The following is a 14,914-nucleotide window of genomic DNA, read 5'->3' as shown; positions in this document are numbered from 1 at the left end:
TCTACTCGAAGAAGGCGAAGGTGCGGACCTCGATGCTGTGCCGCGGGACGGTGGCCTGCGCGGTCGGGTCCCGGAACGCCGAGTGCGGCACCCGCCAGGCACGCTCGTGGTCGGAGTCGTGGAAGACGAAGAAGAGCACCTCGTCGCGGGTCATGTCCGGGAAGTACCACCACTCGTGCGCCGGGTCGTGGTGGAACTCCGAACCGCTGGTGACCCGCGTCAGCCCGTCGACCGGGCCGAACGGGTCGTCGGGGACGCGGTCGACGAAGTAGAGGGTGTTGGGCAGGCCGTCCCCGGGCGCGACGCTGCGGAAGTCGCAGAGGGCCAGCGGCCAGTCCTGGGGCGGCGGGCTGAAGACCCGCCAGGTGCTCGTCGCCACGGCCCGCCGGAAGCCCGGGCCGTCGGGGCAGTGCTCGGCGTAGACCGCGGCCGCCATCTCGGCGGCCCCCTCGGGCGCGTAGTCGATGTGCACCAGGCCGGCCTGCGGCTGGGAGGCGTTCTCCCCGGGGGCGGCCGACCGGCGCAACACCCAGCCGCGGGAGACCACCCGGTCCGCGCCGAGCTGCTCCTTCACGAAGTCGAGCACCTCGGGGACGTACACGTCGTCCACCTCGGGCTTGTCGGTGAAGTCCCGGACCGCGCTCTCGTGCCGGGCGATGCGGAAGCCGTTCTCCGCGACCGTGAAGCGGTCCTGCACCGGACGGCCGTTGCGGATCGGGACGACGTGCGTCTCGTACCGCCCGGTGTTCACGCTGTGGCCGGGGGCGGTGAACCGGCGCAGCACGGTCGACCCCTCGGCGAGGTAGCTGAGCTCGGCCTGGACCGCGGTGCCCTGGTCGGGTGCGGGGGTCAGCGTCATCGTCGTCGGCCTCTCTCGGGATCCGGCCCCCGAGTCTGGGCACGCCGGGCCCCCGCCGTCACCGCGCGTTCGGTCAGGCGGAAGACCGGTCACTCGGCGGCGGCCTCGACGTCCTGCCGGTCGAGCGCGCCGGCCTCGACGAGCACGTCGATGGCCGGCTCGAGGTCGGCCAGGGCGCGGGCGACGTCCTCGGGGCGGGCGATCGTCCACGCCTGGGTCTCGACGTAGCAGCGGATCGCCTCGTCGAAGGCCTCTTCGCCGGCCGCCTCCCGGGCCGCGTGCAGCGCCGCCGAGCCCTTGGAGTACACGCGGTTCTCGTAGTCGTCCTGGTCGCTGAACTCGGCCATCGTGCCGGCCACCGGACCGCCCCGGTCCAGGTCGTCCCCGTCGTGGCCGTCGTGGCCGTCGTCGGCGACGGACTCGGCGAAGGACGCGAACGCCTCGTCCAGCCATGGGTCGCGGAACTGGGAGTTGCCGACCAGCCCGTAGAACCACATGTGGGCGACCTCGTGGAGGACCAGGCCGAAGCCGTCGCTGCCCAGCAGGATCGACGAGCCGTACTCCTCGCCGCCGCCGTCGTCCGCCACCAGCGGCACGGTGAGGGTCGGGTACGGGAACGGGCCGAAGCGCTCCTCCAGCAGGGCGATCGCCGCGGCGGTGTCCTCGGCCAGATCCTCCGCGGAGTCGTCCGCCCCCGGCAGCACGCCCGCGGTGACCGTCGTGTCACCCGCCTGCACCTCGGCGGTCTCGAACTCACCGGCCGTCACGTTGACGTCCCGCGCGACGGGCTCGTGCGACTCCCACACCCGGCGGCCGCCCGGGGCCGGTTGCGGGGGTTCCTGGTCGCCGGTCATGAGCACGGTGAGCTCCTCGGGTGCCGACACGGTGATCGTCGTGTCGGCCACCGCGGTCGCGGTCGTCTCCCCGCTGATCTCGCTGAACGGGTCCTCCGCCCAGCCGTGCCCGGGCTCCCAGGTCAGGACGGGATAGCCGCCGGCCCACCAGGTGACGTCGTCGCGGGAGCCGAGCCGGTCGAAGCCGGCCGGGGTGCGCCCGGTGGTCAGCCGCAGGGTGAAGTCCAGCTCGATCTCGACGGTCTCCCCGGCTGCGACCGGCGACCGCAGGTCGACCCGGTAGAGCCCGCCGGGGGTGCCGGGCGCGGCCTCGGCGGCGACGTGCCGGCCGCCGGCCACGTCGTCCCCGCGCGCCGCGTCGACCCGCAACTCGTGGCCCGCCGACTGCGGCGCGTTGGGGATGAGCCGGAACCACATCTCCTCGACCGCCAGGTCGGGGGTGAAGACGACGGTCTCGGTCCCTGTCACGGTGCGCCGGTCGTCGTCCAGCCGGAAGTCCAGGGTGACCACCGGCCGGTCCGGGGCGGGCGCGGCCCGCTCCACCGTGCTGCAGTCGGCGGCGGGACCGGCCTGCTCGGCCCGCTCCTCCGGGGACGAGGTGCACGCCGCGAGCAGCACGACCGCGCCGCAGCCCGCGGCCCATCGGCGTCCCGCGGTCCTGCGGTCGGTCGCGTCGAGCATCGTCTCTGCCCACCCCGCGGGTGCGGCCGGGCCCGCGCTCGACGGGTCTGCTCACGACCGCCCCCGCTGGCGCGCAATCTAGGGCGAATCCCCCCGTTGCGGCACCCGTCGCGCCCCCGGAACTGCAATCGTCAAGTACCGGTCAGTTCTCCGGCTGCCAGAAGAACTCCTCGACCGAGGGCACGTCCTCGTCGAGGATGCCGTACTCGAGCGCCTTCTGCGGCGCGGCCTCGTACTCCTCGGGCTCCAGCTCGGACTTGAACAGCGGCATGGTCAGCCGCCCCACCAGTCCCGGGTCGATCTCGGTGTACTCGGGGATCTGCGCGCGCCACTGGTCGGGGTTCGCGGCCGCGTAGTCCAGCGACTCCAGGATCGCGGCCTGGATGCCCTCGAACAGCTCCGGGTCGGCCTCGATCTGGTCGGTGGTCGAGAAGTAGACGCCGGAGAGGCCGATCCCGTCGGGCACGAGGTCCAGCCAGTTGTCGGCGATGACCCGGGCGCCGCCGTCCATGGCCAGCGTGCAGAACGGCTCGCCGCACACGAAGGACTGGATCTGGCCGCTGCCGAGCGCGGTGACCGCGTCGGGCAGCGACATCTCGACGAAGTTGACGTTGTCGGGGTTGCCGCCGGCGACCTCGATCGAGTTGCGGGCGAGGGTCTCGACCTGGCTGTTGAGGATGTTGAGCGCGACCGTCCGGCCCTCGAGGTCCCCGGCGTCCTGGATCGCCGGGTCGCTGGCCATGAGGGCGTTGATGTGCTGGCCCTCCTGCCCGTTGCTCCAGGACGTCGGCGCGATCGCGGTGACCGGGAGGCCCTGCTCGCGGGCCTGCAGGATCGAGACGATCCCGCTGAACCCGAAGGCGTACTCGCCGGTGACGACGGCCGGCACGAGCGCTGCGCCGCCCTGGCCGAGGTTGAACTCCAGCTCGATCCCGCGCTCGGCGAAGAAGCCCTGGTCCTGGCCGAGGTGGAGGATCGCGACGTCGCTCACCGGGATGATCCCGACCTGCACCGTCTGGGTACCGGTCGCCTCGGCGCCGCCGTCCCCACCTCCGCCGCCCTCCTCGCCGGAGTCCCCGCCACAGGCGCTGAGCAGCAGCGCGAGCGCGGCGGCGAGTGAGGTGGCACGGGCCCTGGTCGAAGTGCGCAACGGTCCTCCAGTGGTGCGGGCGCGCCGGCGGGACGACGAACGTGCGGCATCCGAACGCAGGTGCGGTTTCCGGACGAGTTGTCCGAAGCGGAACCTAGGTGACGGCCATCACACGGTCAACTGTCCGCGCGGCTTTCGGTCACCGGCTCTGCAGCGCGTCCAGGGCCACGGCCATCGACGCCGCGACGCGGAAGTCCAGGCGGGGATCCGGGACGGTGACGGTGTAGCGGTCGCGGATCGCCTTCTGCCGCTCGCTGACCAGCACGGTCGCGCCGGTGGCGGTGTCGACGAAGTCGAAGTGGAAGACGAAGGGCACCCAGATGTCACCGACGAAGGGCAGGAAGTCCCAGATCCGGCGCAGGACGGCGATGGCCGGACGCCGTTCGCGGCCGACGGCGGAGATCCCCGGGGCGTCCAGGTTCCAGGTCGAGCGCAGCAGGCTCATGCCGAACTGCTTGCTGAACGTGCCCAGCGGCTGCCCGTACTCGTCGAAGACGTCGTGCTCGGCGTGGACGTCGAGCCGCTGCCGGGCCTTGAAGGAGAAGACCTGGCGGGTCTTCGCGGTGTCGGCCCAGAAGACCACCTCCTCCTTGAGCTTCATCCGCTTCTGCTCGGCGAAGGCGAGCAGGTCGGCCTCCGAGCCGTCGGGGTTGGCCGCGATCACCTCGTAGCGGTTGACCATGACGGTGATCCGCTGCTTGATGAAGAACATCGGCACCACCATCGCGGCCTGGTGCTGCGCTCCCGGGGGCATCGTCACGTCGGTCTCCTCGTGGTCGGACGCAGGTGGCGGCCCATCGTCGCGCACCGCGCGGTCCGGCATCCCCCCGTCCGCCGCGGAGCCCGGCCCGGATGTGGCCCGACCGACACCCCGACCACCCTGCCGGGCGGAATGAACGACCCACCTGCGGACTTCGCCTGCACGTACGTGGCCGACGAGGGCCTCATCCGACACCGTCTCGAGCCGGGGGACCCCGTGACCGCCACCACCACCTCTCCGGTCCGCCCGCCCGCCGTCGCCCCTCCCCTGGACGGCCGCCGGCGGGCGCTGTTCACGCTGGTCCTGGGCGCCTTCGTCGCCATCGGGCCGCTCACCATCGACATGTACCTGCCGGCACTGCCGACGATCACCGCCGACCTGGGGGCGACGTCGGCGACGATCCAGCTCACGCTCACCGGCACGCTGGTCGGCCTGGCGCTGGGCCAGCTGGTGCTCGGGCCACTGTCGGACGCGCTGGGCCGGCGCCGCCCGCTGCTGGCCGGGACCGCGCTGTACGTCCTGGCCTCGCTGCTGGTGCTGGTCGCGCCGAACGTGGGCGTGCTCGGCGCGCTGCGGGTGCTGCAGGGGATGGGGAGCGCGGCCGGCGCGGTGATCGCGATGGCCGTCGTCCGCGACCTGCTCACCGGGCGGGCCGCGGCCACGATGATCTCCCGGCTGTTCCTCGTGCTCGGGGCAGCTCCGGTGCTGGCCCCGACGATCGGCGGGGAGGTCCTGCGGTTCACCTCCTGGCGCGGCATCTTCGTGCTGCTGGCCGGCTACGCGCTGCTGATGCTCGCCGTCGGGGCGTTCGTGCTGCGCGAGACGCTGCCCGTCGAGCGGCGGAGCAGCGACGGCGTGCGCGGCACGCTGCGGACCTACCGGGGTCTGCTGCGGGACCGCACGTACGTCGGGCTCGTGCTGGTCGCCGGGCTGACGATGGCCGGGCTGTTCAGCTACGTGTCCGGCTCCTCGTTCGTCTTCCAGCGGGAGTTCGGCCTCGACGAGCAGCAGTTCGGCCTGCTGTTCGGGGCGGGGGCGTTCTGGCTGATCGCCGCCACGCAGCTCAACCCGGTCGCGCTGCGCCGCTGGTCACCCGCGCAGATCCTGGTCGCCGGCGTGCTGACCGGGACGGTCGCGGGCGCCGTGCTGCTCGTGCTGGCCGCCACCGGCACCGGCGGTCTCGCCGGCGTGGTGCTGCCGCTGTGGGCGGTGCTCTTCGCCGGCGGTCTGGCGCTGCCCAACGCCCCGGCCCTCGCGCTGGCACGGCACGGCGAGGCGGCGGGCGCGGCCGCGGCGCTGCTGGGTGCCGTCCAGTTCGGCGTCGGTGCCGCGGTCGCCCCGCTGGTGGGGGTGCTGGGCAACGACGCCGCCGCGATGGGCACGGTCGTCGTCGGCGCGCTGCTCGTGGCGATCGCCGTCCTGGTCACCGTCGTCCGGCCGTGGCAGCTGACCGAGGCCGACGAGCAGCCGGCGTCCGGCTGAGCTCAGCCGTCCTGCTGGGCCGCGAAGGCCTGCTCGAACAGCTCGCCGAAGGCCGCCTCGTCCAGGGGCGCCGACGAGGTCCCGGTCCGCTGCAGGTACACCATGCGCTGCCCGTCGAGGACCACGGCCAGGAACGTCGGGACGGTCAGGCCGGTTCCGTCCGCTGCCCGGACGGCGGTGGTGAACGCGACGCCGTCGCTGGCGTCACCGAGGTCCGGCACCGCGAGGTCGGTGAAGTCGATGGTGGCGGTGGTGCCGTCCGGCGCGCTGACGGTCACCTGGGGGCACTGCGCGACCAGCTCGTCGAAGCTCGCGGCCTCGCCGTCGAGCTGTTCGCTCTCGGCCAGCACCTCGACGGTGACGTCGGCGGGGCCGGTGGCCGACTGGGCCACGATCGCCCCGAAGTCCTCCGGGGTCAGCTGCGTCGCACCGACGCTCTGCCCGCACTCCGGCGGCGTGACCGTCGCGTCCGGCGGCAGCCCGCCCGTGGCCGACGTGCTCACCTGCCGCACGTCGACGGTGACGACGTTGGCGTCCGGCCCGAACGCCTCCGCCGGGAGCAGCGCGGCGGCCAGCTCGTCCTGGGTGCTGCCGCCGTCCTCCTCCGCGGCCGCCGAGCTGCCGGCCGACGCGGGCTCGCCCGACGCGGGAGCGGCCGCCTCACCCTCCCCGCGGTCGGCGCAGCCGGCCACCGCGGCCGCCACCCCCAGACCGGCGAGGACGATCGGCAGGCTGCGGCGGCGGCGCATCGAGGCGATCATGAAATCGACGCTATGGGGGCCGCCCGGACGTCGCTCAGCGTGACCTGCGGCGTCGCCCGATCGGGTGACACCGCGTCACCCCGTGTGACCCGGGCCACCCGTCCGGGTGCTCCCGGCCCGGCATGCGTTGCCGGAGCGGGGTGGCGGCGCGACCGTCGTCCTCCGCACCGCACGGCTCAGGGGGAGACGGTCATGGACTGGTGGATGTGGGCGGTGGTCGCGTGGGCGATCGCCGCCTCGGTCGGCGTCCTGTGGCTGGCCGTGGCGGTCGGCGTGGCCCGCTCGAGCGAGCCCGGCGAGCCGCCGGGGGACGGCGTCGACCTGCCCTGGCCGACGGAGCCGGCACCCGGGCGCCCGACGCCGTCCGCCTGAGGGCGGAGGCCCGGGCTCAGCTCCCCCGGCGGCGGGTGGCGACCTCGGCGCCCTCGCCCGGGGTGACCGCCGGTCGCTCGCTGGTGCTGTCGTCGAGCGGCACCTCGCGGGCGACGTTGCGCGAGACCTCGGGGCGGTGCGACGACGCGCGGATCGGGACCTGCGGCAACGACCCCGGGTCGGCCCGTCCCCACTCGCTCTCGACGTCGGTGAGCAGCGCCTCCAGGTAGGCGCGCAGCTGCACCCGGCAGGCCTGGGCGAACGCCTTGAGGTAGGCGACCTGGTCCTCGAGCTCCTGGGTGGTGCGCTCGCCGGCACTGCCGCCCTCGGCCGGCACCGGCGGCGCGCCGCCGGCGACCATCCGCGCCGCGGCCTCCTGCGCCGCGTGGATGATCTCGCCGGCGCTCTCCTTGGCCCGGCGCAACTGCTCCTCGTACTGGGCCCGCGCGTCGGCGGTCATCTGCCGGCTGAAGTCCTCGGCCTCGGCGACGTAGCCGTCGGCCGTCTGCTGGGCGGTCGCGAGGATGCGCACCGCCTGGTCGCTGGGCGGCTCCACCGCGGCCGCCCCGGCCACCTGGTCGCGCAGCACGTGCACCTCGTCGCGCAGCTCGGCCTTCTCGGCGTGCAGCTGCGCCAGCTCCTCGGCCATGCGGTCGAGGAAGCGGTCGACCTCGACGTCGTTGTACCCGGGCCGCAGCATCGTGGCGCGGGCGAACTGCACGTTGCGGACGTCGCCCGGCGTCAGCCGCCGTCCCGCCCGCGCCTGCCCGTACTCGTCGCCGGTCATTCGGTCACCTCTCCGTCAAGGCTGGGTCCCAGCCGGCTCGGGGCGAACACCTCGCTGCGGATGCGTTCCGGGCGGACGCCGTCCTTCACCAGCCTCGTCGTCGTGTCCTCGACCATCGCGGCCGGGCCCGCCACGTACACGTCGCGGCTGGACCACGGTCCGTGCCGCACGACGACCTCACCGACGTCGCCCTGCTCCAGCGGCGACAGGTCGTCCCCGGAGACGGCGAACGTCACGGTCAGCCAGGGGTGCTCCCCCGCCATCCGCTCCAGGTCGACCCGATCGTAGATGCGCTCCTCGGTGCGGGAGCCGACGTACAGGTCGACCCGCCGCGCCGGACCGTACCGGGCGACGTGGTCGACGACGGCCTTCAGCGGCGCCAGGCCGGTGCCGCCGGCGACCAGCAGCAGGTCGCGGTCGGAGTCCGCGTCGAAGGCGATGTGCCCCATCGGCGGGCCGAGGCGCAGCACGTCGCCGGGGCCGACCCGGCGGACGAGGGCGGTGCTCACCGGGCCGCCGTCGTAGGCCCGGACGTGGATCTCCATGAGCCCGTCGGGGCGCGGGGCGTTCGCCGGCGAGTAGTAGCGCCACAGCTTCGGCCGGACGTCGCTCTCCAGCGACACCGACTGCCCCGCCCGGTAGGGGAACTCCGGCCGGGGGCGCAGCCACATGACCGCCGTGTCGATCGTGCGGCGCTCGTGGGTGACCACGTCGGCCTCCCACCACGGGGGCTGGTCCGCCCCCGCCTCCGCCGCCTCGATCATCACCTGCGCCACCACGCCGTAGGCCTCGGCCCAGCTCTGCTCGAGGGCGGGGTTCCACTGGTCGTCGAAGTGCCGGAGCGTCGCGATCAGGCTGGCGCCGACCGCCGGGTAGTGCGCGGCGACCGTGCCGAACTTGCGATGGTCGCGCCCGAGCTCCTGGAGGATCGGCACGAGCCGGTCGAGGTCGTCGACGTACTCCATGACGTCGCCGAGCGCCTGGAACAGCCGGTCGCGCTGGTGGGCCATCGAGACGGGGAACAGCTTCCGCGCCTCGGGATGGCTCAGGAACAGGTGGGAGTAGAAGTAGAGGGGCGCCTCGTCACCGGCGGCGGCCGCCTTGGCGAAGCTCGCCCGCATCGCAGGGATGTCCACCAGCACCTCCGTTCCCCCGTGCTGTCGACACTGCGTGCGACTCCCCGCGGCCGTGGTCTACAGCCGGTGACGGAGACGTCGCGTCCGAGCTACCGTATCGACGGTCCGGCTCGGTCGCGATCTCAGGGGCGGGGCCGGACGTGGGCCTCGACGAATCGGGTGATCTCCCGCGCGAGGGCGGCCTCGTGGCCGCCGTACTCGTGCCCGGCTCCGGGCAGCTCGACGCACCTCCGGTCGGGGACGGTCATCCGGTCGAAGAGCTCGCGCCACGCGGCGGCCCGGGTCTCCGCGCCGCCCCAGGCCAGCAGCAGCGGGCTCGCCGAGGCCTCGACGCCCTCGAGCCAGCGGCCGGGGCGCTCGGCGAGGCGCTCGAGGAACGACGCCGCGGAGATGGCGAAGTACCAGGCCGGCACCGGGAGCAGCAGGTGCCCCTGCCCCGCCTCGACGAGCCGCTCGGCGTGCGCCCGCGCACGCTCCAGCTCCGCGTCGTCGGCGAACCACGCCGACAGGGGGAAGCGGACGGAGGTCAGCGGGGAGAGGAACACCCGGCCGGCCACCTCGCCGGGGCCGGGAGCCCAGTCCCCGAGGAAGTAGCCACCGGCGGAGTGGCCGACGACGACCACCGGCAGGCCGGTCCGCTCGCGCAGCCAGGCCACGCCGGCGCGGATGTCGATCGGGCCGTCGTCCAGCCGCTCCCACATGCCCCCGTCGGCGGCCTCGGCTCCGGTGGCGATGCCGGGCGCGTCGCCGAGCCGGCTGTAGGCGAGGTCGTGGCAGCGCAGGTTGAGCGCGAGGTGGACGAACCGGTCGGGCGCGATGTGCGGCGGCAGGGTGCGCGGCGGCCCGGAGTAGAAGTTGCCGCCCTTGCCGTGCACGTGCAGCAGCGCCGCCGCCGGGCGGGCCGGCGGCGGGTACAGCAGGCCCTGGAGCAGGACGCCGTCCTCGGCCGGGACGTCGACCAGTTGCGGGCCGCCGGTCGGCAGGCCGCTCGTCATGGGTCTCCTCCCCGGGAGAACGGCGTCCCCGGTGCGGCACCGTTGCCGCACCGGGGTCCGTGATCAGTCGTCGAGGATGACCTCGTCGTAGTCGATCTCCGCGTCCAGCAGGCCGAACTGCGTCATCAGCTCCCCGGTCAGCTCGATCGACTCGCGGTCGTTCTGGCCGCGCCACTGGATGAGGTTGATCGACTGCGCCAGCGCCGGGTCGAGCTCGACCAGCCCGGGGAGGGCCTCCCGGAAGGCGTCGGGGTCCTGCTGGATGTCCTCGGCGGTGGCCTGCACGGCCCGGCCGAAGGCCGCCACGACGTCCTCGCCCACCCGGGCGACGGTCTCGTCGGTCATGACCATCGTGCCGATCTGCAGGCCCGGCTCGATCGCGTGCCACGGGCGGTCGACGACGCGCAGCCCCTGGTTCTGGCCGATGGTCGCGAACGGCTCGATGACCACGCCGGCGTCGACGTCACCCCGGTCGATGGCGGCCAGGATGTCGGGGAAGGGCAGTTCGACCGGGCTGATGGCCTCCTGCGGCTTGCCCAGCTCGTCCAGGGTCTCCCGGATGTAGAGCTCGTTGACGTTGCGCAGCGCGTTGACGCCCATGCGGACGCCGTCGAGGTCCTCGGGGCCCTGGATCGGGCTGTCGGCCCGCACCAGCACCGCGGCGAAGTCGCCCTCGGCGTCCTCGGAGGTGGCGCTGCCGGCGGCGACCATCTTGATCGGCAGGTCCGCGCCGATGCTGGTCAGCGTGGACACCAAGTCCAGCCCCAGGATGTCCATGTCGCCCTGCAGGAGGGCCGGGACGCTGGACGTCCCGCCGCCGGGGTTGACCCGCGGCTGCAGGTCGATGCCCTCGTCCTCGAAGTGGCCGCGCTGGACCCCGTAGCTGACGAAGGCGAAGGGGCTGCCGGGCGTCTCGGCCATGGTCAGCGTGGTCGGGCCACCGTCCGCGCCCCCGGTCGTCGCGCCGGACGCGTTGCTCGAGGCGTCGTCGTCCGACCCGCCACACGCGGTGCCGGCCATGAGGACGGCGGCGGTGACCACCGCCCAGGCGGCCTTCGAGCGCTTCATCGGTCTCCTCGGTAGTTCGTTCGGGACGTCGGTGGTCCCGGGGGGCGCCGTAACGTACGTCACCGTTTCCTGTGACTGCAATGACTGACACGGAAGTTCCGTGCTGGGGAATCTCACTTCAGGGAGAAGTGGACCCACCGCTTGCCCTCGGCGAGCCCGGCCAGCTCCTGCCCGGCCGCCTGCATGATCAGCGGCGAGGACGAGACGTGCTGCGTGCCGCCGTGGACGTCGCGGAACAGCCGCTGGATGGTCCCGCGGCGCAGCGCGTCGGTGCCGGCCGAGGTGTAGACGAACTGGGCGATCCCGGCCACGGAGAACGTGGCGTTGTGCAGCGCCACCCGGTTGAGCGTGTGCAGCCGCAGCGGGATCTCCTGGCCGCGCGCGAGCACCTGCTCGGTGTCCTCCCACACCTCGTACAGCAGCGCCTTGGCCGCGCGCAGCTCCACCTCGGCCTTCGCGAAGTTCTCGTGGAAGGCGGCGGTGTCGGTCTGCGCGCCGGGCCGGCCGGCCTTGGCGCGGACGACGGCGGCGAGCTCGTCGAGCAGCCGGCGGCCGACGCCGAGCACCCAGCCACCGTGGTTGATGCTGGCGAAGTTGCCGATGCCGATGCGGTAGAGGTCGCCGCCGGTGACCGGCTCGGTGCTCAACGACGGGTAGCTGTACTCGATCGGGACGAAGCAGTCCTCGAGCGTGTAGTCGATGCTGCCGGTGCCGCGCAGCCCCAGGACGTCCCAGTTCTCGATGAAGGTCACCTGCTCGACCGGGACGATGAAGAACCGCGTCTCGCCGGTCTCGGTGTCCTGCGCTGCGGTGTGCAGGTGCGTGGAGTGCTTGATCCCCGACGCGAAGGACCAGTCACCGCTGATCCGGTGGCCGCCCTCCACGGGGACGGCGCGACCCGGCTTGGTGCCCTGGCCGGCGATGCCCAGCCGGGGGGTGGCGAACAGCTCCTCGGCCGTCGCGCGGTCGAAGAACGCCCCCGCCAGGCCGGTGGCCAGGCCCATGGCCATCGTCACCCAACCGGTCGACGGGTCGGCGTACGAGAGGGTGCGGAAGAGGTCCATCGACTGCCGCGGGGTCATCTCCAGGCCGCCGAGCTCGCGCGGGGTGAACACGCCGATCGCGCCGATCCGGTAGAGCGCCTCGACGACCGGCTCGGCGATGCGGCCCTCGCGGTCGTTCTCCTCGCCGTGGCTGTCGATCAGGTCGAACAGGCCCTCGGCCTGCCGGATCACCTCGGCGGCATCCGCCTGCCCCGGCCCGGCGACCGCCCGCTGCTCGTCCACCGTCGTCATCGTGCGTCCCTCCACCGTCGGCGGGCGCTCCTGCGCCCACTCCAGGGAGGTTAGCCGCTGATTCCGCAGTCAAAGAGATACACGACAGGAGTTCCGTCATGTCGAACTGTTACCCACGTCAAGCGGTCACCCGGTCGGCGGAGGCGCGGCCCGCCACCGGGCCCGCCACTCCGGGGCGTCCCAGCCCTCGGCCACGTAGATCGACTCCCGCACCACCTCGTCGCCGCGGAACTCCAGGACGTCGACCCCGAACAGCCAGGGACCGCCGTCGTAGCGGATGCGCAGCTCGGCGACCCAGACGTCGCCCCTGCCCCGCACCCGGTCCAGTTCGTACTCGATCGAGGTCGCGGGGTACTCCCGGCGCCACGGCAGGAAGGTGGCGACACCCTCGAAGCGCTCCCCGGACTGCGGGAACTCCAGCACGGCGTCGGGGTGGTAGATCGAGCTCGCCCCCTCCTCGTCGCCCGCCGCGCTGCGCTCCAGGTAGTGGAGCAGCACTGCCCGTACGGCTGCATCGTCCACGGCCCGCTCCTCGGTGGTGTGCCGGCGTCGGAGCACGGTCCCACGCCCGCGGGGACTCCGCGCCGCCCCCGCGCCCGGCACCCGGCGTGGCCGGTGTGGCGGGTGGGACGCCGCCGGGCGTGCCCCCGGTCACGTCCCCGGGAGGGCCCCGCCGCGCCCGTAGTTTCCGGACTCCGCAGTTCCGCTCCTGAGGGGGATCCCATGACCGGTCGGCCGGTACGGGTCGTGCGATGGGCAGCCGTCGCGGTGGTCCTGCTGTTCGTCGTCGGGGGCCTGGCCGCGAGCGGTCTCCCCGGTGGAGTGCTGATGGCCGGCCTGGCGGCGCTGCTGCTGGGCACGGGGGCGGCCATCACCGGCCGGGCGCGCTGGGCGTTCATCGCCGGCCGGAAGGCGGCCGGCCTGGTCGCGGCGGCCGGCGTCGTCGCGCTGGTGGCCGGCGCGGCCACCGCACCCCCGACCGTCCCGACGGCGGCCGCGTCGAGGCCGAGCACGCCGACTCCCTCCGCCCCCGCCTCCCCCACCCCGGACGAGGCGGCGATCGCGGCCGCGGAGCGCGCCCTGGCCCAGACCGAGACCGACGAGGTCGCGGCACCGACGAGCGCCCCGACCAGCGTCGCCGCGAGCGGCCTGCTCGGTGACCAGGACGCGCAGGCCGCCGTCGCGGGTGCGGAGCGGACGTCGGCGCTGGCCGCCCTCGCGGCCGTGGAGGTGCGGGGCCGGGCACCGCGGACCGGGTACGACCGCGACCTGTTCGGGTCCGGCTGGGTGGACACGGACCGGAACGGCTGCGACACGCGCAACGACGTCCTCGCCCGCGACCTGACCGGGGAGACGGTCAAGCCGGGCACCCGCAACTGCGTGGTGCTGACCGGCACCCTGGCCGACCCCTACTCAGGGCGGACGATCGCCTTCCAGCGGGGACAGACCACGAGCGACGACGTGCAGGTCGACCACGTCGTCGCGCTGTCCGACGCCTGGCAGAAGGGCGCACAGGGCTGGGACGGCGGACGGCGCACCGCCTTCGCCAACGACCCGCTGAACCTGCTCGCCGTCGACGGCCCGCTCAACATGCAGAAGGGCGACGGCGACGCGGCCAGCTGGCTGCCGCCTGCCCGCTCCTACCGCTGCGCCTACGTGGCCCGGCAGGTGGCGGTCAAGGTCGGCTACGGGCTCTGGATGACGCTGGCCGAGAAGAACGCCATCGCGACCGTGCTCAGCGCCTGCCCCGACGAGCCGCTGCCCGGCGGTGTGGTGGCGCAGCTCCCCGCGCCGACCTCCCCTCCGGCTCCTGCACCGGTCCCGGCTGCCTCCCCGGCGCCGCGGGCTCCGGTGGTCGTGCCGGCCCCGGCTCCGGCGCCGCGGCCCGCGCCGGCTCCCGCGCCCGTGCCCGCACCGGCACCCGCCCCCGTCGTCCCCGTCCCGGCGCCGGCGCCCGGGCCGTCCTACGCGAACTGCGACGCCGTCCGGGCGGCGGGTGCCGCCCCGATCCGCGCGGGCGACCCCGGGTGGGACCAGAAGTTCGACCGGGACGACGACGGGGTCGGCTGCGAGTGAGCCGGCGGGCTACGCGCCCGACCCGGTGAACCGCGCGGCCGCCGGCCCGGCCAGCCGCTCGGCGGTGACCCGGCGGCCGCAGGCCAGCAGCAGGACGTCGCCCGCCCGCGCCGTCACGGGCTCTCCGGCGCCGTGGGACCAGTCGACGTCGGTCGCCCGCACCTGGACCCGGTCGAGGTCGCCGCCGAGGTACCGCAGTTGCTTGGGCTGCAGCTCGCCGAGCACCAGGGCGACGCGCTCGGCCGAGAAGTGCTCGCCGTCCCGGCCCAGCGGGCAACCCCCTGTTTCCGATCTCTCTCGTTCCGTCGCGCAGAGCGATGCCACGCCCGGCCGCGATTGACGCTCGCTCGGCGTGCCCGGTTGGCTACGCGGGATCGGGCGTCAAGCAGCGGCGCCCCGAGCCGGGGGAGCGCGACATGCCGGTGTGGACAGTGCGGACGGCAGGCGGCGAGGACGAGCGGGTCGAGGCGGAACTGCTCGCGACCGAGGGCGGTGCCCTGATCGCCCTCTCCGCGGAGGGGCTGATGTCGCGGGCTTGGGCTCCGGGCCACTGGCGCACCGTGCGCCAGCTCGACAGCCAGGACACCCACTCGGCGGGCATCGGCAACGTGCTGGCCGGGCTGCCGCGCCGCTGACGA

16 protein-coding genes are annotated in these 14,914 nt (G+C 74.1%); 4 read left to right on the top strand and 12 right to left on the bottom strand.

The genetic code is table 11. The annotated features are described in order from the left end of the window. Position 1 precedes the first annotated feature (1 nt). From MY520_RS02490 to MY520_RS02475, 4 genes are all read right to left on the bottom strand, one after another. Positions 2-859 (bottom strand): CmcJ/NvfI family oxidoreductase, encoded by an 858-nt coding sequence (locus tag MY520_RS02490; RefSeq protein ID WP_436689746.1) that lies wholly within the window; start codon positions 857-859, stop codon positions 2-4. A gap of 89 nt (positions 860-948) precedes the next feature. Continuing rightward, on the bottom strand, positions 949-2,394 hold the full coding sequence (locus MY520_RS02485) for a M1 family aminopeptidase (RefSeq protein WP_436689744.1): 1,446 nt from the start codon (positions 2,392-2,394) through the stop codon (positions 949-951). Positions 2,395-2,536: 142 nt separating this feature from the next. Beyond that, positions 2,537-3,544, bottom strand: a complete 1,008-nt coding sequence (locus MY520_RS02480) for an ABC transporter substrate-binding protein (protein WP_436689742.1) — start codon at positions 3,542-3,544, stop codon at positions 2,537-2,539. 139 nt (positions 3,545-3,683) lie between these two features. Next, positions 3,684-4,298: a hypothetical protein gene (locus tag MY520_RS02475; protein ID WP_436690004.1), complete on the bottom strand. Its 615-nt coding sequence runs from the start codon at positions 4,296-4,298 to the stop codon at positions 3,684-3,686. Between the two features lie 138 nt (positions 4,299-4,436). Between MY520_RS02475 and MY520_RS02470 the strand changes: the two genes are divergently transcribed. Further along, entirely contained in the window at positions 4,437-5,786 is a 1,350-nt protein-coding gene (locus MY520_RS02470) for a multidrug effflux MFS transporter (protein ID WP_436689740.1), read from the top strand. Positions 5,787-5,788: 2 nt separating this feature from the next. Here the strand turns inward: MY520_RS02470 and MY520_RS02465 are convergent, their stop codons facing one another. Then, on the bottom strand, positions 5,789-6,547 hold the full coding sequence (locus tag MY520_RS02465) for a DUF5642 family protein (protein WP_436689738.1): 759 nt from the start codon (positions 6,545-6,547) through the stop codon (positions 5,789-5,791). Between the two features lie 192 nt (positions 6,548-6,739). Here MY520_RS02465 and MY520_RS02460 point away from each other — a divergent pair, with 192 nt between their 5' ends. Continuing rightward, entirely contained in the window at positions 6,740-6,919 is a 180-nt protein-coding gene (locus tag MY520_RS02460; RefSeq protein ID WP_436689736.1) for a hypothetical protein, read from the top strand. A gap of 16 nt (positions 6,920-6,935) precedes the next feature. On the opposite strand, the gene MY520_RS02455 is transcribed toward MY520_RS02460, so the two are convergent. The 6 genes from MY520_RS02455 to MY520_RS02430 form a co-directional block, all read right to left on the bottom strand. After that, positions 6,936-7,706, bottom strand: coding sequence for a DivIVA domain-containing protein (locus MY520_RS02455; RefSeq protein WP_436689734.1), 771 nt, complete (start codon positions 7,704-7,706; stop codon positions 6,936-6,938). Continuing rightward, positions 7,703-8,842, bottom strand: a complete 1,140-nt coding sequence (locus MY520_RS02450; RefSeq protein WP_436689732.1) for a globin domain-containing protein — start codon at positions 8,840-8,842, stop codon at positions 7,703-7,705. Before MY520_RS02450 ends, MY520_RS02455 begins: the two co-directional genes overlap by 4 nt. 122 nt (positions 8,843-8,964) lie before the next feature. Further along, on the bottom strand, positions 8,965-9,837 hold the full coding sequence (locus MY520_RS02445; RefSeq protein WP_436689730.1) for an alpha/beta hydrolase: 873 nt from the start codon (positions 9,835-9,837) through the stop codon (positions 8,965-8,967). A gap of 63 nt (positions 9,838-9,900) precedes the next feature. Further along, a complete protein-coding gene (locus MY520_RS02440; RefSeq protein WP_436689728.1) occupies positions 9,901-10,905 on the bottom strand; it encodes an ABC transporter substrate-binding protein in 1,005 nt (334 codons plus the stop codon). 113 nt (positions 10,906-11,018) lie between these two features. Further along, the gene (locus MY520_RS02435; protein WP_436689726.1) at positions 11,019-12,200 is read right to left on the bottom strand and encodes an acyl-CoA dehydrogenase family protein; all 1,182 of its coding nucleotides are present in this window, start codon (positions 12,198-12,200) and stop codon (positions 11,019-11,021) included. Between the two features lie 126 nt (positions 12,201-12,326). After that, positions 12,327-12,722, bottom strand: coding sequence for a nuclear transport factor 2 family protein (locus tag MY520_RS02430; RefSeq protein WP_436689724.1), 396 nt, complete (start codon positions 12,720-12,722; stop codon positions 12,327-12,329). Positions 12,723-12,923: 201 nt separating this feature from the next. On the opposite strand from MY520_RS02430, the gene MY520_RS02425 reads away from it, so the two are divergent. After that, positions 12,924-14,276, top strand: coding sequence for a GmrSD restriction endonuclease domain-containing protein (locus MY520_RS02425; protein ID WP_436689722.1), 1,353 nt, complete (start codon positions 12,924-12,926; stop codon positions 14,274-14,276). A 9-nt stretch (positions 14,277-14,285) separates the two neighbouring features. Here MY520_RS02425 and MY520_RS02420 read toward each other — a convergent pair whose 3' ends face one another. Then, complete coding sequence (locus tag MY520_RS02420) at positions 14,286-14,501, bottom strand: hypothetical protein (protein ID WP_436689720.1); 216 nt, start codon at positions 14,499-14,501, stop codon at positions 14,286-14,288. Between the two features lie 191 nt (positions 14,502-14,692). On the opposite strand from MY520_RS02420, the gene MY520_RS02415 reads away from it, so the two are divergent. Then, a complete protein-coding gene (locus MY520_RS02415) occupies positions 14,693-14,911 on the top strand; it encodes a hypothetical protein (protein ID WP_436689719.1) in 219 nt (72 codons plus the stop codon). Positions 14,912-14,914: the final 3 nt, after the last annotated feature.

This window comes from Geodermatophilus sp. CPCC 205506 (assembly GCF_051383635.1).
Classification (GTDB): Bacteria; Actinomycetota; Actinomycetes; order Mycobacteriales; family Geodermatophilaceae; genus Geodermatophilus.
The sequence above is the reverse complement of the archived record's forward strand: the minus strand, read 5'-3'. Positions and strand labels throughout refer to the sequence as shown.